Annotated in this window: 15 protein-coding genes and 2 pseudogenes; 4 read left to right on the top strand and 13 right to left on the bottom strand. The window is 62.3% G+C overall.

Annotation, left to right across the window (positions count from 1 at the left end; genetic code table 11):
* Nucleotides 1-10: 10 nt before the first annotated feature.
* The 4 genes and pseudogenes from OKW28_RS40285 to OKW28_RS40300 form a co-directional block, all read right to left on the bottom strand.
* Nucleotides 11-814, bottom strand: a complete 804-nt coding sequence (locus OKW28_RS40285; protein ID WP_429453692.1) for a methyltransferase, TIGR04325 family — start codon at nucleotides 812-814, stop codon at nucleotides 11-13.
* A gap of 448 nt (nucleotides 815-1,262) precedes the next feature.
* The gene (locus OKW28_RS40290; RefSeq protein ID WP_429453694.1) at nucleotides 1,263-1,469 is read right to left on the bottom strand and encodes a hypothetical protein; all 207 of its coding nucleotides are present in this window, start codon (nucleotides 1,467-1,469) and stop codon (nucleotides 1,263-1,265) included.
* 12 nt (nucleotides 1,470-1,481) lie between these two features.
* Nucleotides 1,482-1,676, bottom strand: a pseudogene (locus tag OKW28_RS40295) (DUF6788 family protein); the annotation flags it as partial.
* A 207-nt stretch (nucleotides 1,677-1,883) separates the two neighbouring features.
* Nucleotides 1,884-2,756: pseudogene (locus OKW28_RS40300) on the bottom strand (tyrosine-type recombinase/integrase); the annotation flags it as partial.
* On the opposite strand from OKW28_RS40300, the gene OKW28_RS40305 reads away from it, so the two are divergent.
* Nucleotides 2,755-3,510 carry a complement resistance protein TraT gene (locus OKW28_RS40305; RefSeq protein ID WP_429453695.1) on the top strand — a complete coding sequence of 252 codons (756 nt, stop codon included), beginning with the start codon at nucleotides 2,755-2,757 and terminating at the stop codon, nucleotides 3,508-3,510. The pseudogene OKW28_RS40300 and the gene OKW28_RS40305 sit on opposite strands and share 2 nt — an antisense overlap.
* 114 nt (nucleotides 3,511-3,624) lie before the next feature.
* Here OKW28_RS40305 and OKW28_RS40310 read toward each other — a convergent pair whose 3' ends face one another.
* Complete coding sequence (locus OKW28_RS40310; RefSeq protein ID WP_429453697.1) at nucleotides 3,625-5,142, bottom strand: sensor domain-containing diguanylate cyclase; 1,518 nt, start codon at nucleotides 5,140-5,142, stop codon at nucleotides 3,625-3,627.
* 650 nt (nucleotides 5,143-5,792) lie between these two features.
* Here OKW28_RS40310 and OKW28_RS40315 point away from each other — a divergent pair.
* Nucleotides 5,793-6,380 (top strand): LysE family translocator, encoded by a 588-nt coding sequence (locus tag OKW28_RS40315; RefSeq protein WP_429453698.1) that lies wholly within the window; start codon nucleotides 5,793-5,795, stop codon nucleotides 6,378-6,380.
* Nucleotides 6,381-6,420: 40 nt separating this feature from the next.
* On the opposite strand, the gene OKW28_RS40320 is transcribed toward OKW28_RS40315, so the two are convergent.
* The 6 genes from OKW28_RS40320 to cadR form a co-directional block, all read right to left on the bottom strand.
* Entirely contained in the window at nucleotides 6,421-7,293 is an 873-nt protein-coding gene (locus OKW28_RS40320; RefSeq protein ID WP_429453700.1) for an AraC family transcriptional regulator, read from the bottom strand.
* Nucleotides 7,294-7,434: 141 nt separating this feature from the next.
* Entirely contained in the window at nucleotides 7,435-8,229 is a 795-nt protein-coding gene (locus OKW28_RS40325; RefSeq protein WP_429453702.1) for an ABC transporter substrate-binding protein, read from the bottom strand.
* Between the two features lie 64 nt (nucleotides 8,230-8,293).
* Entirely contained in the window at nucleotides 8,294-9,448 is a 1,155-nt protein-coding gene (locus OKW28_RS40330) for a pyridoxal phosphate-dependent aminotransferase (protein WP_429453704.1), read from the bottom strand.
* Between the two features lie 343 nt (nucleotides 9,449-9,791).
* Nucleotides 9,792-11,195, bottom strand: a complete 1,404-nt coding sequence (dbpA, locus tag OKW28_RS40335; protein ID WP_429453706.1) for an ATP-dependent RNA helicase DbpA — start codon at nucleotides 11,193-11,195, stop codon at nucleotides 9,792-9,794.
* A 23-nt stretch (nucleotides 11,196-11,218) separates the two neighbouring features.
* On the bottom strand, nucleotides 11,219-11,419 hold the full coding sequence (locus tag OKW28_RS40340; RefSeq protein ID WP_429453707.1) for a hypothetical protein: 201 nt from the start codon (nucleotides 11,417-11,419) through the stop codon (nucleotides 11,219-11,221).
* Between the two features lie 122 nt (nucleotides 11,420-11,541).
* Complete coding sequence (gene cadR / locus OKW28_RS40345; protein ID WP_184074348.1) at nucleotides 11,542-11,973, bottom strand: Cd(II)/Pb(II)-responsive transcriptional regulator; 432 nt, start codon at nucleotides 11,971-11,973, stop codon at nucleotides 11,542-11,544.
* A gap of 135 nt (nucleotides 11,974-12,108) precedes the next feature.
* Between cadR and OKW28_RS40350 the strand changes: the two genes are divergently transcribed.
* Nucleotides 12,109-14,490 carry a heavy metal translocating P-type ATPase gene (locus OKW28_RS40350; RefSeq protein WP_429454617.1) on the top strand — a complete coding sequence of 794 codons (2,382 nt, stop codon included), beginning with the start codon at nucleotides 12,109-12,111 and terminating at the stop codon, nucleotides 14,488-14,490.
* 31 nt (nucleotides 14,491-14,521) lie between these two features.
* Here OKW28_RS40350 and eutC read toward each other — a convergent pair whose 3' ends face one another.
* Entirely contained in the window at nucleotides 14,522-15,313 is a 792-nt protein-coding gene (gene eutC / locus OKW28_RS40355; RefSeq protein ID WP_429453709.1) for an ethanolamine ammonia-lyase subunit EutC, read from the bottom strand.
* On the bottom strand, nucleotides 15,310-16,704 hold the full coding sequence (locus OKW28_RS40360; RefSeq protein WP_429453711.1) for an ethanolamine ammonia-lyase subunit EutB: 1,395 nt from the start codon (nucleotides 16,702-16,704) through the stop codon (nucleotides 15,310-15,312). Before OKW28_RS40360 ends, eutC begins: the two co-directional genes overlap by 4 nt.
* 324 nt (nucleotides 16,705-17,028) lie before the next feature.
* On the opposite strand from OKW28_RS40360, the gene OKW28_RS40365 reads away from it, so the two are divergent.
* Entirely contained in the window at nucleotides 17,029-17,529 is a 501-nt protein-coding gene (locus OKW28_RS40365; RefSeq protein WP_429453713.1) for a helix-turn-helix domain-containing protein, read from the top strand.
* Nucleotides 17,530-17,540 lie beyond the last annotated feature (11 nt).

The following is a 17,540-nucleotide window of genomic DNA, read 5'->3' on the forward strand; positions in this document are numbered from 1 at the left end:
CTCCGCATCGTTACGGTCTGCGTTGCACGGCCGGATCGGTCTTTCGGTACATGCGGCCCAAATAGCGACATGTGTTGTCTGCGCGATCAAAGCCATTCCATTCGCAAAAGGAGGCGTAACCGAGGTTCGTCATGAAACGATCGAACTTCTCCTTCGCGAAAAAGCGGTGAGGATAAGACGCCTTGTAAATCGAAGCGCGAGCGCGCTGGACGGCGATACGGTCCTGGCTCTCGTCGATGAACGGAGTGCGGTCGATCATGATGCAGTCCGCCAAGGCGGCCGCCTGCATGATCTGATCGAATGGGTCATCGAGATACTGCAGTGATCCGGAGAACAGCGTAACGTCGATGGCGCTTCTCGTCGCTGTGTCTGCGAGCGTTGGAAAGAACTTCAGGGTCTCATCCTCGAAATCCTGGCGCCCGACTCTGACGTAGTCGCTTTGCTCGATAACCGACCATTGCAGGCTTTGGATCTGATGCAGAAACTTCCGGTGTTGAAAATAAAAACTGCCTAGTGATCCCCCGAAGTCGGCAACCTGCAAGCTATCCCGATTCATTATTGCGGCGTGGAGCAGGACACTGAGCAACGGCCAACGGAATTCTTCCTTCTGGAAGCAGACCGAATCTCGTTCAAAGGTGGCCTCACCTCGTTTGACCTTCAAGGCTGACGCGTGCACCGTTTCGAGTATGCGCTGGTCATCGTATCCGTCGGCCGCTGCGAGAGCAGCCGACCAGGACGGATAGCGTCCTATGAACTCAGCGGTGAAATGAGACCGCCAATGCGCTGGCGAGAGAAGATGACTTAGCGTTGGCATTTTCGAACCGTCCGGTTGCCGCTCATCGGATTGCCGCGAGCGCTCCGTGAGCCTTCGACTTCCCACTCGTAGCCCGACAGTCGTGCGTCGCCACTGTCGACTCTCCATGCACTCGTTCCTATTGGATCGAGGGATTCATTGAAAGATAATATAGCCGAAGGTAATTCGCCAGGCGACCGGTGGCGGAAGAACGCATGACAATGGCCGGATAATGGGTAAGCGAGCGATTATCAACGCCCTACCAAGGATTCTCAAGAGAGTCGAGTTTTCGCCCAAATTTCTCGGCTTGAACCTACCGTTCGTAGGTGTCTATCCACATTTGCTTGAGTCTATTCAGTTCGTCTATCTGTTGCTCGGTGTAGATATCTGGCGGTATGACTTGCACGAGCCAGTCGATCACATTGCTTTCGATCAGGTCCTTTGGAAATGCGGGGTGCTGCTCGTGGATTCATTTGACGGACAGGTTGATCGACAGCTTTTGCCCGTCCGGCCAGATGATATTTCGCTTTCTCGCATTTAGCGTCGCCTTGTCCAACATATCCCACACCATGTCCATAACTTGATCGGACAGAGGATCTTCGGGTATGTCGGACCAGCCGATTGAGTCATCGACCCGGAAGCGATCCAGCCAGTGCTGTTGGAGTCGTTTGAACATGGCGAAAGCATATCACTTGGGCGCATCGTCCTGGCGCGCGAGCTTGATTTTCAGGCGGCTGTGTTCGATGCCCAGGTCGACCCACTCGGTCGTCGGTTCCTTGAAGCGCTTGTAGTTCTCTATCTGGCGACGAATGTCGCGTACGTCACCACCGGCAACGTATTCCGTTCGACTTCTCATCGCACGCGTGTAGCTGAGCTGGTAGTAGGCCCTTTCTTGTTCTCGGGGTCCTTGTACTGGCGCGTGAGCGAGCCAGGTCGCATTTCATCGATTGTGGCGAGCTTCACCTTGATAATGAGAGTGACGTTTAGGTATAGTTTCTTCCCGTCAAGTCGGTACTCGGCCATGCCAAACGGGGCCGCTACCGCTACGGGCCGAATCTTGCCAATACCCTGCCCACTACGCTCAGCATATTTACAGCACGAGACGCAGACCGACAGCCACATCGTCGACGCGGGACTGAACCCCGGCCTGCCCCAGTACCCACGCCTCGATCTTGTCGTGCCACATGCGAAGCAGATCCAGCGGACGGCGGCGGTAATGCTTTTCGGCAATCGCGCTCGGCTTGTGGCCCTGAATCTGAGCAACAACGCCGACTGGGCACTCCACCCATTCACTCAGCGTCCCGAAACTGCGACGCAGCCCGTGAAGGCTGACGTGCGGCAGGCCAGCGGCTTCCAGAGCCTGTGTGTGCGCAATACGCGGCTCGGCAATCTTGCCATCGGCGGACGTCCTGCTGGCGAAGACCCATGGCGGCGGCGCCCAAGTCTCGCCTTGGCGCTCAAGCCTCACAGGGGGCGGCGTGTCGTTGATGCGCTTCAGATCGAGCAGCAAGGAATGCAGATACGGCGTGAGCGGGATGACACGGCCTCCGGCCTCGACCTTGTCAGCAATGGCCAGGCTGCGCCACTGGAAATCCACGTCGGCCCATCTGAGCGCAGCCAGTTCCTCAAGCCTCGCGCCGGCCAGCAGGAGTGCCTGCAGGTAAACCGAGATGACCGGGTTCCGGATCTTGCGGACCGCGTCGAACTACGCCGGCAACTGCTCACGTTGCAGCACATCGCCCTCTTTTGCGTTCACCCTCGGCACCGCCTCTTTCACGCTGCGCCCCTGGTACGCTTCAACGGGGATGACGCCACAATAGGCGGGCGTGTCGGTGGTCCACCGGATAAAGCCGCGCAACAGGCGAAACGACAGCGCCATCATGGTTGGGCGTTTTGCCGACTGTGATTCCAGCCATGCCGCGATGTACTCGCTGGTCAGCTCGGAGAGTTTAAGTGGGCGTATGAAATTGAACAAACTTGCGCTTACAGCAGTTCTTCTGGCTACGGCCGGCACCACCAGCTTGCTGACCGGCTGTGCGGCGACCCAGATTGCGATCAGCAAGCACGACCTCGAGGTCCAGACAAAGATGTCGGACACGATCTTCCTGGACCCGGTCGCCGATTCGAAAAAGACTGTTTTCGTGCAGATTCGCAATACCTCCGACAAGCCTGATTTCGACATCGCGGCTGACGTGAAAGCGGCCGTCTCGGGCAAGGGATACCGCATCGTCGGAGACCCCGACCATGCGCAATATATTCTTCAGGCAAACATCCTGCAGGTAGGCAAGGTCGCTCCGTCGGTGGCCCAGGAAGCATTCGGCGGATATGGCGCCCCTCTTGGCGGTGCCTTTCTTGGCGCGGCCGCCGCGGCATCGTTTGGTAGCACGCATGCCGCGCCGATCGCTGGCGCGGCCCTCGCTGGCGGCCTGATTGAACTGGTCGCCAACGCTGCAGTTAAAGACGTGTACTACACCGCCATTACCGACGTGCAAATCAAGGAGCGCCAGCACAGTGGCGTAGCGAGCCACGAAAACTCCACACACAACCTGCACCAAGGCAACAGTGGCGGCACAACCGTGACCTACAGCGAAGATACGAACTATCGTACGTATCAGACCCGCATCTTGAGCGTCGCCAACAAGGTGAATCTCGAGTTCGCTGAAGCAGCGCCGCCGCTGCGCAGTGGGCTGGTGCGCGTTATCGCTGGCTCGTTCTAATCCAAGCATCGACAACCAGCGCGAGGTAGCACATCGCGGAAATCAGAAAGGGTTGCACGCGGAAGCGTCGCAACCCTTCTTCATTTCCGGTGCAGAAAAATCAGGAGCGACCGGTCACCCAACTCCCATCTGCGCGACCCTATTCCTGCCACCGGCCTTCGCCGTATACAACGCCTCATCGGCAGCCCGAACGACGACGCTGACATCCGTCACCCGATCCGACCGCGACGTGGTCGCGCCGATGCTGACCGTCACGCGACCGAACTCGCAGCCCTGGTGCGCGATGCCCAACTCGCCGATCGCCACGCGGATGTTCTCGCCGACCACCCCGGCACCGGCGGCGTCGGTATCCGGCAGCACCACGACGAACTCCTCGCCGCCGTATCGACCGACGCAATCGCCCGGTCGCTGGATCACCCTGCGGATGCAGCACGCGACCGCGGTCAGCGCGAAGTCGCCGGCCTGGTGACCGTATGTATCGTTATAGGCTTTGAAGTGATCGATATCGACGAACAGCAGCGACAACACGCTGCCCGTGCGGCGTGCGCGCAGCCATTCGCGCTCGAGCGTTTCACACAGCGCGCGGCGATTGGGCAGGCCGGTCAGTCCGTCCGTGCCGGCAAGCCGTTCGAGCTCGTGCTCCACCCGCTGTCGACGCCGCAACTCGGCGCCGAGCCACGCCGCCAACACGATCACGCCGATCCCGAAGATCACCATCAGCGAACCGATCGTCAGCGCGCGCCCCCACCAGCCCGCATAGATATCGTCGGTCGCCTCGGCGACCAGCACGATCAGCGGCAATTGCGGAATCCGTCTGAACGAGTAAAGCCGTTCGGCGCCGTCGAGCGGCGAAGACGCGATAAAGCTGCCCTCGTCTTTCGCGAGCAGGTGCTGGAAGAACGCCGTCTTGCTGATGTCGCTGCCCGTCACGTGTCGATCGTCGGGCCGTCGCACGATGATCGTGCCGTCCGTTCTGACGATCGACACCGAGCCATGCTGCCCGATCCGCAGATCCGCGAACAGGCTCGTGAAATACTCCTGATCGATACCGAGCGCGACGATTCCCGCAAACGATCCGTCAGGGCGGGACAGTCGCCGGCTCAGCGCGATGCTGCGCGAACCGGGTCTGAGTCTGGAGATGTACGGCGCGCTGACATCGAGCCCGAGATCCGGATCTTCACGATGAATCCTGAAGTACGGACGGTCCGAGAGGTTTCCCCCGCGCGGCACGTCGCTATCCGAATCGATCACGACGTTGCCCAGTGCGTCGATCACCACCATCGCGCCGACGTATTGCCCGGTCGCCGCGCGATCGAACAGGATCTCGCGCCGCAAACGCGGCGAATCGAGCACGCCCGGACGCCCGAGGCCATCGGCGACGGCCTGCAGCGACAGCGCGTACAGCTCGAAATTGCGCGCGATGTCGCGCTCGGTGATCGTCGCGACATCGCGCGTCGAATCGAGTGCGCGCGCAATCGCATCCTCGCGGCTCTGATACAGCGCGTAGCCACACAGCGCGAGCATTGCGAGCACCACGCCGCATCCAGCGTAGATGACGCCATCGCGTGGCATCCGCCATCGGCGCGCCCGTGCGATCAGGACGTGAAACCGGGCCTTTCTTTGGTGGATCATGTGCTCTGCGTTTCCAACGGCGGGACTCAGTTTGTCGAAGTGCTCACTACGCTTCCGGTTTGTTGGGACAGAGCACCCAGCAGATAGCGAATCCATACGCAAGTGGAATCACGCATTTGCGCTCCTACCAGCCGCCGAATAACGCGAGACACAGCTCGTTCGTTTCGTCCGCAGTTTTCTGCCTGCTCACATGGAGACCCAGATGCACTCCCTTTCACTGCGCGTCTCCAGCAGATACGGACCGGTCTATCGATACTGATGCAAAGCATTCACCACGTGCCGAATCCATCGCTTTTTTGCGCGAAAGCCGTTAAGCCCTGTATCGCTGGTTTTTCGAGGCTTCGGACTGTTTATCGGGCCGAATAATCGCCCGCTGCATAGGGGCATATCATAAGTTTCGATTAGTAGAATTTACCTGATAATTCAAAAATTGTTTTCCTCGGTAACGTTTGCGCGTATTTATTTTTAAATTCAAACGCGCGTTTGTTATCGAATTAACGCGTCGTCGCATTATGTTTTTGTGATCCGTTGAAGCCGCATGCGGATTTACCAGCTTTTCGACTGGGCAATTTCCTTCAATACATACCCTCGCCGTCTCGTTACCGTTTAGCGTCGCAATCCATTCGCACACTCACGTTCCGAGGCATCCGATGACCGCATTACTCTCGATGGCCGCGTTCGCGCTCGCCAGTTCCATTTCTCCCGGCCCGGTCAACGTCGTCGCGCTGAGCGCCGGCGCGCAGCACGGGCTCGCCGCGAGTCTGCGGCACGTCACTGGCGCGACGGTCGGCTTCACGTTGCTGCTTCTGTTGATCGGCCTCGGCCTGCACGAATTGCTCGCGCGCTTTCCCAATCTGATCGAGATCGTCAAATGGGCGGGCGTGGGCTTTCTGCTCTCCATGGCCTACAAGCTCACCATCGATGACGGCCAGCTCGGCGCGGACAAACCGGCGCGCGGGCCGTCGTTCGCGCACGGCGCGGCCATGCAATGGCTCAATCCGAAGGCGTGGCTCGCGTCGCTGGCCGGCATGGGCGCGTATGCGCCAGGCGGCGACGGCGGGCTCGTCTGGCAATTCACGGCGCTGTACTTCGTGATCTGCTATCTATCGATCGCGAGCTGGGCGTATGCCGGCACGTTTTTGCGCAGGCATCTGCGTGAAGCGAAGCGGGTCCGGGCGTTCAATCGCGTGATGGCGGCGCTGCTCGCGCTCAGTGCGATGTATCTGCTCGTGGAGTGACGCGAGCCGCGACTGCTTCCTGACGCGGCTTCATGCCGCGTCACGCTCCGCTGCGATATTGGCCCGGCGTCGCCGCCACCAGCCGCTTGAAGGTGCGCTGCAAATGCGCCTGATCGGCGAAGCCGGCATCGAGCGCGACATCGGCGATCAGTGCCCCGCGCCGCAGTTGCGCGCGACTGTACTGGATGCGTCGGTTGATCAGATACGCGTGGGGCGTCATGCCGTAGCGCAGCTTGAACGCGCGTATCAGGTGCGACGCGGACAGCCCGGCGGCTTCGCACACATCGTCGAGTTTCAGCGCGCGCGTGCAGTTTTCGGCGATGTACTCCGCGGCGCGCGCGAGTTGGCCGCTCACGGCACGCTCGGGCAGGCTCGCCGGATTGAGCGTTTGCTGCACGCTGGAGAAGAAGGTGATGGCCGCGCTTTCCTTGCGCAGCGTGTCGTTGTCGTCGTCGTTACTGGCGAGAATCGCGCACAGCCGGTTCAGGCCGTCGAACAGCGCGGCGTCGAGCGTCATGATCTGCGAAAACGCGCGGAACGCATGGTTCTCGTTGAAGCCCAGCTCGTGCTGCAGTTTCGTGAACCACGCAACGTCGACGTGCAGCATCCGATACGACCACCGCTCGCCGGCAAGCGGGTTGCACGCGTGCACATCGTCGGGGTTCATCATCACGACGGCGCCCGCGCCGACCCATTCCCTCGCGTGGCGATTCAGATACACGCTACGGCCTCCCGTCACCGCGCCGATCGAAAACGTTTCGTGCGAATGTTTGGCGTAGCAGACCTTGCGGCCATCGTCGATGGAACGCGCCTCGATGAACGGCAGCGCCGCGCTGCGCCAGAAGCGCGGCGCGTCTGCGCCTTTTGCGCGTGCGGTGTTCGCAGCGCGTGCCGCTTCGATCGTCTCGCTCATGCGCGCTCTCCGGTTGATCCGCCGACTTCGCCGTTGTCTCCGACTTCGCGAAGCCTACGTATCGTAGCCGTCAAACGCATGGCCAACAAGCGAACGCGCGGCGTCGCTCGCAAACCGCGCCGCCGACCGAACGCGACGCGATTACTTTGCGCTGACGTCGATATTGCCGAGATATTTCGCGGCGAGCGTCTTCACCGTGCCATCGGCTTGCACCTTCGCGATCGCGGCGTTCAACTGATCGCGCAGCGCGGTATCGCCCTTGCGAATGCCGTATGCGATGCCGCTGCCGAGAATCTTGTCGTCACGCACAGGCTGACCGACGAATGCGTAGCCCTTACCTTCGGGCTTCGAGAGAAAGCCCGTTTGTCCGGCCGGTGCGAGCACGAGCGTGCCGTCGAGACGGCCAGCCGTCAGATCGGCATAGACCTGGTTCTGATCCTGATAGGGCAGCACGATCACGCCGGCCGGTTCCCAATGCGCCTTAGCGAAGGTCTCCTGAATCGAGCCTTGCAGTACGCCGATGCGCTTGCCCTTCAGCGACCCAGGCGTCGGCTGCAAACCGCTGTCGCGTCGCGCGATCAGCTGCGTCGGCACGCGATAGACCACCGTCGTGAAATCGATCGCCTGGCGGCGCTGCTCGGTCGCGTTCATCGCTGAATTGATCGCGTCGAACTTGCGGCCTTGCAGCGCCGGAATCAGGCCGTCGAACGAGGTTTCGACCCACTTGCACGTCATGTGCGCGGCCGCGCAGACCGCGTTGCCCACGTCGATATCGAGCCCTTGCAGTTCGCCGTTCGGTCCTTTCGACTCGAACGGCGGGTACTGCGCTTCGAGGCCGAAACGCAGCGTCGCGGTATCGGCGGCGCTTGCGGCCGACGATGTTGCGAGCGACGCGCCGGCACAGGCCAGCGCCAACAAGCACTTGAGCAACTTCATAACATCTCCCTTCATTCTTCGAATACTTTGATGACTTCGATACTTCGAGTGTGCTCTCGCGCGCTCAGATTTCACACAAACGCCGCGCGCCTTCGAGCAGCGTCGCGTCGTCCTTCGAGAAACTCAGGCGAATCAGCCCCGAATCCGTGCCGTCGGTGTAGAACGCCGACAACGGAATCGTCGCGACGCGCGCATCGCGGATCAGGCGCAGCACGAAATCGCTGTCGCTTTCATCGGAGAAGCCGCGGAACCGGGCGAGCATAAAGAAACTGCCTTCGCTCGGCAACAGCTCGAAGCGCGATTCGCGCAGCGCATGCGCGAGCAGATCGCGTTTCTTCTGATAGAAGTCGGACAGGCCGAGATAGCTGTCACGATTGGCGAGCGCGTCGACGAACGCGTGTTGCATCGGCGTGTCGGCGGAGAACACCATGAACTGATGGACCTTGCGGATCTCGTCCATCAGCGCGGCGGGCCCGAGGCAGTAGCCGACGCGCCAGCCGGTCACGTGGTACGACTTGCCGAACGACGACACGATCACGCTGCGCTCGGCGAGTTCCTGATGGCACGCCATGCTCTGATGCTTCGCGCCGTCGAACACGACGTGTTCGTAGACCTCGTCGGACAGAATCACGATGTCGGTGTTGCGCGTGAGCGCCTTCAGCCGCTCGATATCGGCATCGCTAAAAATCGTGGCGGTCGGATTGTGCGGCGTGTTTACGATGATCATGCGCGTCTTCGGCGTGATCGCGGCGGCGACTTCGTCCCAGTTCACGCGGAAGTGGTCGAGCGACAGCTTGATCGCGACCGGCTTCGCGCCCTGCAGGCGTACGATCGGACCGTAGCTATCGAACGAAGGCTCGAAATAGATCACTTCGTCGCCCGGATGCACGAGCGCGCTGATCGTCGAATAGAGCCCTTCGCTCGCGCTCGCGAGCACGGTGACTTCGCTGGCCGGATCGTAGCGCACGCCATACAGCGTTTCGACCTTCGCCGCGAGCGCTTCGCGCAGCGCACCGATGCCGGCCATCGGCGCGTACTGGTTGTGGCCAGCGCGCATCGCTTGCGCGACCCCGTCGACGAGCTTCGCGTCCGGCGCGAAATTTGGCGCCCCCTGTGACAGATTCAATGCATCGTGTTGCGCGGCCAACTGGCCGATCACGGTAAAAATGGTGGTGCCGACGTCCGGCAGTTTCGAGCGGGCTTGCGTGGCGCTCTGCATAAGACTTTCTCCCTTTCTTCAGCCGCCGGCGGCCGAGCCAACGGCGGCGGCGGTGCGCGTTCCTTCCGGTGAGGTGATTAGGCATCAGCCAAACAACGCTCACAATCGAAACTTTGTCATGCGCGGCATGCGTTTTCGTCATGGCTCGCGCGCAGCCGCTGTACGCCGGGCGAAGCCGGCGGGATCACGGTTTGCGGGGACGCGGTGCGGAGATCGGGGAATGCGGGAAACCGCGTAGGTATGAAGGAATGTGATGCTGAGCGGCCCGCTTGCGGAAACGGCCGCGAATGCGGCCGTTCTTCGAGTTATCGGACCTTCAAGGAAAGCCGGAGCTTCGGGTGAATCAGGATTCGTCCATCAAACGAACCTTGACCTTGCGCCCCTTCAGCTTGCCCGCGCTGAGCCGGCGCACCGCCTCGCGCGCGATGCTGCGCTCCACCGCGACATAGGTCGACATGTCGGTCACGTTGATCTTGCCGATCTGCGAGCCCGCGAAGCCGGCATCGCCGGTCAGCGCGCCGAGCACGTCGCCGGGACGGATCTTGTCCTTGCGGCCGCCGAGGATTTGCAGTGTTTCCATCGGCGGCAGCAGCGGTTCGTTGTTGCCCGCCTTCAGCTCGGCCAGCTTGTGCCATTCGACGTCGCGCTTGTGCGCCTGCTCGATCCCTCCGACGCGCCCCATCTCGTCCATGCTCGCGAGACTCAGCGCCCAGCCTTCCTGGTCGGCGCGGCCCGTGCGGCCGATGCGATGCGTGTGCACTTCCGGGTCCGGCGTCACGTCGACGTTGATCACCGCTTCGAGTTGCGCGATGTCGAGGCCGCGCGCGGCGACGTCGGTCGCGACGAGCACCGAGCAGCTGCGGTTCGCGAACTGGATCAGCACCTGATCGCGCTCGCGCTGATCGAGTTCGCCGTGCAGCGCAAGCGCATGGAAGCCCTGCGCGCGCAGCACGTCGAGCAGATCGCGGCACTGCTGCTTCGTGTTGCAGAACGCGATCGTGCTGACCGGACGATAGTGATTCAACAGCAGACCGACCGCGTGCAGACGCTCGTCTTCGGTCACTTCGTAGAAGCGCTGACGGATCTTGCTGTCGTCGTGCCGCTCGGCGAGTTTGACTTCCTTCGGGTTTCGCAGGAATTGCTGGCTCAGCTTCGCGATGCCCTCGGGGTACGTCGCCGAAAACAGCAGCGTTTGGCGCTCTTTCGGGCATTGCCTGGCGACCTTCGCGATGTCGTCGAAGAAACCCATGTCGAGCATGCGGTCGGCTTCGTCCAGCACGAGCGTGTTCAGCGATTGCAGATCGAGGCTGCCGCGTTCGAGGTGATCCATGATGCGGCCCGGCGTGCCGACCACGACGTGCGTGCCGTGCTCGAGGCTCGCCGTCTGCGGACGCATCGGCGTGCCGCCGCACAAGGTCAGCACCTTGATGTTTTCTTCCGCGCGCGCGAGACGGCGGATTTCCTGCGTGACCTGATCGGCGAGTTCGCGCGTCGGGCACAGCACCATTGCCTGCGTGCCGAATTTGCGTACATCGAGGCGCGCGAGCAGCGCCAGCGAAAACGCCGCGGTCTTGCCGCTGCCAGTTTTCGCCTGAGCGATCAGATCTTGACCGGCGAGCGCGATCGGCAGGCTCGCGGCCTGGATCGGCGTCATCTCGACGTAGCCGAGCCGCGTCAGGTTCGCGAGCGTGGCGGGCGGTAGCGGCAGCTCGCTGAATGCGGCGCCGGCGGGGGTGGGACTGTTCATAGGATCGTCTGTAGGAATCGCGATTACTGGGCCATCGGGCCCTGATCGGGGCGGCCCGGCAACTGCTCGTACAGCACCTCGCCGTCGTCGCCGTCGAAACGCTCGACGTAATTGCGCGCGCCGCACAGCGGGCAGCGGAACAGCAGCCCCTGGCCTTCGTTCTTGATGACGACGTCGGATTGCTCCCACTGCGCGCCGCAGGACTGATTTCTACAGGTGAACACGTTGATTCTCCAACTGGATTCGATGATCGATTGGCAAGGTCGCACATGCGGCCTTGCCGTGTATGGGGTTGCCGCGCCGGCGCTGCGTCGTGACGCGATAGCGCTCGACGGCAAGCATGGCGTCAGCCGAGATGCGTATGCCGCGGACGCGGCACGGCCACATCCATGTCGGTCAGGCCGTGCACGATGCCGCAGTCTTCGACCGGATGCTCGCCGTGGCATTGGTCGCGCAGCGTTGTCAGTTGCGCCTTCAGCTGCTGCAGTTCTTCGATACGCGTGTCGATGTGCGCGATGTGCTCGTCGACCAGCGTATGCATGCCGCCGCAGCCGTTCGCCGGCGCGTCGGTCAGACGCAGCAATGCGCGGATTTCGTCGTGAGTCATGTCGAGCGCGCGGCAATTGCGGATGAAGCGCAGGCGCTCGACATGCTTTGCCGTGTAACTGCGGTAATTGGCTTCGGTGCGCTCCGCCTCGGGCAGCAGGCGCTCTTTCTCGTAGAAACGGATGGTTTCTGTCGTGCAATGGGCGATTTTCGCCAGTTCGCCGATTTTCATGGACCCTTCCTCCACGCGGCCTTGACCTTGTAGTGGCTTCAGGGTGTTTACTAGACCACAAATCGCACGAGGAAGCCACCAATGCCTGACACCTGCCGTATTGCCACCGATCGTCCGGAACTGGACGAAGCCTGTATGGACGGGGGTTGCGGCGACGTTGATGCGCGGCGCGACCATGCTCACGGCAGGGGCACGGGTGAGGGATGTGGGCATTCGCATGGCGGTGAACATGCTTGTGGCGCCGACGTGGGCGGCGGTGATCGGCATGAAGGGCACGATCATCAGGACGGTCATGATCACGGCCACGCCCATGATCACGCTGCTGTCGCTTGCTGGGCCGCTAGCGCTTTTGCGCCTGCGTCGCTGCGCCTGCCTCCGTCCGAAGCCGTCGGCGACGACCTTCGCACCGCAATCCGCATCCTGCAGATGGACTGCCCGACCGAGGAAGCGCTGATCCGCAAGAAACTCGGCCGTATGCCGGTCGTGCGTAGCATGGACTTCAACCTGATGCAGCGCGTGCTGACTGTCGTCCACGCGCCGGAGGCGCTCGAGTCGGTCCTCGCCGCCCTGCGCTCGCTCGACTTCACGCCCGAGCTGGCAAGCGACGCCGGAAAGGGTGGGAACGCCGACGCGGTGCCCCAAGCAGCCACTGACGCAATGCGCAAGCCGTGGTGGCCCCTGATCCTCGCCGGTATCGTCGCGGGAGCCTCAGAGGCCGCTAGCTGGCTCGGCGCGCCGGCCTGGGTGGTGGCGGGTATGGCGGTCGTCGCGATTGCCTCCTGTGGCCTGACGACATATCGCAAGGGCTGGGTCGCCCTGCGCAACGGCAACCTGAACATGAACGCGCTGATGAGCATCGCCGTGACCGGCGCGGCGCTGCTCGGCCAGTGGCCCGAAGCGGCAATGGTGATGGTGCTCTTCACGATCGCCGAGCTGATCGAGGTGCGCTCGCTCGACCGCGCGCGCAACGCGATCGAAGGGCTCATGCGGCTCACGCCCGAACAGGCCAGCGTGCAGCGGCCCGATGGAGCGTGGCAGCCCGTCCGCGTCGACGCGATCGTGCCCGGGACGCTCGTGCGCGTGAAGCCGGGCGAGCGGATCGCGCTCGATGGCGAAATCGTCGCGGGCCGCTCGAGCGTCGATCAGGCGCCGATCACCGGCGAGAGCCTGCCCGTCGACAAGGCGATCGGCGACGCCGTATTCGCCGGCACGATCAACCAAGCGGGCTCGTTCGATTATCAAGTGACGGCGGCCGCGGGCAACACGACGCTCGCGCGGATCATCCACGCGGTCGAGGAGGCGCAGGGCACGAAGGCGCCGACGCAGCGCTTCGTCGATGAATTCGCGCGCGTTTATACGCCGATCGTGTTCGCGATTGCGCTCGCCGTCGCTCTGGTCCCACCACTCGTGTTCGGTGGAGCGTGGCACGCGTGGGTGTACAAGGCGCTGGTGCTGCTCGTGATCGCGTGTCCGTGCGCGCTCGTGATTTCGACGCCGGTGACGATCGTCAGCGGGCTCGCGGCCGCGGCGCGCAAGGGGATTTTGATCAAGGGTGGCGTTTATCTCGAACAGGGTCGCAAGCTGACCCGGTTGGCGCTCGATAAGACCGGGACGATTACGCACGGGAAGCCGGTGCAGACGGAGTTTGAGGTGGTTGGTGACGCGGGTGAAACGTTCCGATACCGCACGCTCGCGGCAAGTCTCGCGGGCCGCTCCGACCACCCTGTTTCGATAGCGGTTGCTGCTGCCGCCAATGACGACGGCGTCGAACACCTGCACGTCGATGCGTTCCAAGCGATCGCTGGACGTGGCGTGCGCGGCGATATCGACGGTATCGGGTACTGGCTCGGCAATCATCGCTTGGTCGAGGAACTGGGCCGCTGCTCGCCGCAACTCGAAGCGCGTCTCGACGCGCTCGAACAGCACGGCAAAACCGTCGTGATGCTCGCCGATGCGCAGCGCGTGCTCGCGCTGTTTGCGGTCGCTGACACGGTGAAGGAAACGAGCCGCGCCGCCGTCGCCGAATTACGGCGGCTCGGCGTCGGCACCACGATGCTGACCGGCGACAACCGTCATACCGCCGAGGCGATCGCGCAGCAGGTCGGCGTCGATGAAGCGCGCGGCGATCAGTTGCCCGAGGACAAGCTCGACGCGGTCACGCAATGGTCGAGCGATGGCGCGACGGTCGGCATGGTCGGCGACGGCATCAACGATGCGCCCGCGCTCGCGCGCGCTGACATCGGCTTCGCGATGGGTGCGATGGGTACCGACACCGCGATCGAAACCGCCGACGTCGCGTTGATGGACGACGATCTGCGGAAGATTCCGACGTTTATCCGGTTGTCAAAGGCGACGTACGGGGTGCTGGTGCAGAACATCGCGCTCGCGCTTGGCATCAAGAGCGTGTTCCTCGTGCTGACGTTGATGGGCTTCGGCACGATGTGGATGGCGGTGTGCGCAGATGTCGGTGCGAGTCTGCTGGTAGTGGCCAATGGGTTGAGGTTGTTGCGCAAGTGAGTGGGCGTGCTAGGTTTACGCTCGTTGCTTCCTACGCTGAACCGTCGTTCACGGCAGGATGCGTCGGAGCGCTGGCTAGCAGCTCATCGCTGTCGTCTTTCAAGCCCACCCCTGTCAGTCGCAGCTTCCTCGCCTGCGTGAGCAGATAGTGCAGCTTGTGCGCGGCCTGCGGATAGTCGAGGCCTTGCGGGCGCACGTTGGAAATGCAGTTGCGTTGGGCGTCGCTGCACCCCGTTTTCGGCGCGTACGTGACGTAGATGCCGAGGCTATCCGGCGAACTCAAACCCGGTCGCTCGCCGATCAGCATCACGACGATCTTCGCGTCGAGCAATTCGCCGATCTCGTCGCCGAGTGCGACGCGTGCCTGACGCGCGACCACTACGGGACCGATGGTCCAACCCGCGAGCTTTGGATGTATAGCTTGCAGCAACGGTACAGCCTGCTTCGATACGGCGAACGCCGATAGACCGTCGCCGATCACAAACAGCACATCGCTTGATTGCGATGGCAGTCGGGCAAGCGTCGCGCGACTCTCCTCCGACAGACGCCGCCCAAGATCAGGGCGCCTCAAATAATGCTCGCGATCCGGCGCGGCGCTATGCACGTCGAGCGTGTTGAAACCTTGCGCGCGCAGTTGTGCGTGCAGCGGGTCCACGTCGAGCGGATGGTGCACGGCGTCGCGCGCCTGCGCATGCGCGAGATTGAACGCGAGCAATGGTGCGGTCGGCAGGCTGTTGCCCGCTCGGCCCAACGCGATGCGTGCCTGCGTAAACCGACGCAGTGCGCTCCACGGGTCCTTGTCGAGTGCGTCGTTCTCGCTCATGCGATCCCCATCCAGTCGCGCGCGCCTTCGAGCAGCGGTTGCCGCGCCGATGCGCCGATCAACGCGCCGCGTGCGTCGATGATCTGCATCGACTCCAGCCATTCCTCGAATTCCGGCGCGCGGCGCAAACCGAGCACGTCGCGCACGTACAGCGCGTCGTGAAAGGACGTGCTCTGATAGTTGAGCATTACGTCGTCCGCGCCAGGTACGCCCATGATGAAATTGATGCCCGCTACGCCGAGCAGCGTCAGCAGATTGTCCATGTCGTCCTGGTCCGCTTCGGCGTGGTTCGTGTAGCAGATGTCGCAACCCATCGGCACGCCGAGCAGCTTGCCGCAGAAGTGATCCTCGAGACCCGCGCGCGTGATCTGCTTGCCATCGTACAAATACTCGGGGCCGATGAAACCGACTACCGTGTTCACCAGAAACGGCTTGAACTTGCGCGCGACCGCATAGGCGCGCGCCTCGCAGGTCTGCTGGTCAACGCCGAAATGCGCATCCGCCGACAACGCGCTGCCCTGCCCCGTTTCGAAGTACATCAGATTGCTGCCGACGGTGCCGCGCTGGAGCGACAGCCCCGCCTCGTACGCTTCCTGCAGCAGCGCGAGCGAAATGCCGAAGCTCGCGTTCGCTTTTTCGGTACCGGCGATCGACTGGAATACGAGATCGACCGGCGCGCCTTTTTCCATCGCGGCGATCGTGCTCGTCACGTGCGTGAGTACGCATGACTGCGTCGGTACCTGATAGCGCTGGCGGAAGTCGTCGATCATCTGCAGCAGCTTCGTGATCGCGGCGAGGTTGTCGCTCGCGGGGTTGATGCCGATCAGCGCGTCGCCGCAGCCGTACATCAGGCCGTCGAGCATCGAGGCGGCGATGCCTTTGACGTCGTCGGTTGGGTGGTTCGGTTGCAGGCGTACGGACATGCGGCCCGGTAAACCGACCGTGTTGCGAAAGCGGGTGATGACCGGGCGTTTACGGGCGGCGGTGATCAGGTCCTGGTTGCGCATCAGCTTTGAGACTGCGGCGACCATTTCTGGCGTGAGACCTTGGGTGATGCGGGTGAGTGCGTCGGTGTCGGTTGTGGTGCTGAGTAGCCAATTGCGGAAGTCGCCTACCGTCAGATGCGAGATTTCGGCGAAGTCTGCTGGCGAGTGATCGTCGATGATCAGGCGGGTGACTTCGTCGGTTTCGTAGGGGATCAGCGGTTCGTTCAGGAACGTGCGTAGCGGCACCTCGGCGAGCGCCATTTTGGCGGCGACCCGCTCTTCTTCGCTCGCTGCCGCGATGCTTGCGAGCTGGTCGCCCGAGCGTTGCGGGCTCGCTTTCGCGAGCAGGGTCTTCAGGTCGGCGAAGCGGTACGTGCGACCGCCGATCGACTCGGTGTAGCTCATGTTTGCGGCTCCATCGCCTCGCGCGAACGCGGGTAGGAATGGGAACGGCGATTGTATGCTGCAGATTGCTTGCTGCTGGTGCTGGTGCTGCTCGCTACACGATAGCGCCAAACGGCGGCACCGTCACGTTACGGAAATTGGGGCTGTTTGCCGATGCTGTGTTTGGCGCTCCTGCTCCCGCTCGCGTGCACGTGGCGCGGTCAAGAGGCGCTTAATCCGCTTCGTGCGCACCGCTTGAAATCCGCAGGATTTGGTAAACGACCGACACTCGCTGACGTGATACTTTGTTCGCATCCTCTCGCGCCAATTTTCTGCGGTCCAGTCATGAACGAATCAGACCATCGGGCTCGATACGAGACGCGACTCGCACGCGTGCTCGACCATATCTACGATCACCTCGACGAACCGCTCGATATAGGACGGCTTGCGGAGATTGCTTGTTTGTCACCGAATCACTGGCACCGGATTTATCAAGCGATGTATGGCGAGACGGTCGCGACGACCGTGCGGCGTTTACGGTTGCATCGCGCAGCGGGTTTTCTTGCGAGTAGTTCGATGCCGATTGCTCAGATTGCCAAGCGTTCGGGGTATAGCAGTTTGCAGTCTTTTTCGCGGACGTTTCGCGCGGTGTTTAGTGTGCCGCCGGCGCGGTATCGCAGGCAAGGCACGCATAGCCGGTTTCGGCCGGCGCTTTCAGGAGACGATCAGATGACGATGATTCGTGAGGTCGTGATTCGTTATGTGGAGCCGATGGAGATTTTGTCGGTCGATCATGTCGGACCTTATATGCAGATCGGAAAGGCTTTTGATGCTTTGTTGGGGTGACTTGCGAAACA

Source organism: Paraburkholderia sp. 40, from assembly GCF_050434105.1.
In the GTDB taxonomy this organism is placed as follows: Bacteria; Pseudomonadota; Gammaproteobacteria; order Burkholderiales; family Burkholderiaceae; genus Paraburkholderia; species Paraburkholderia tuberum.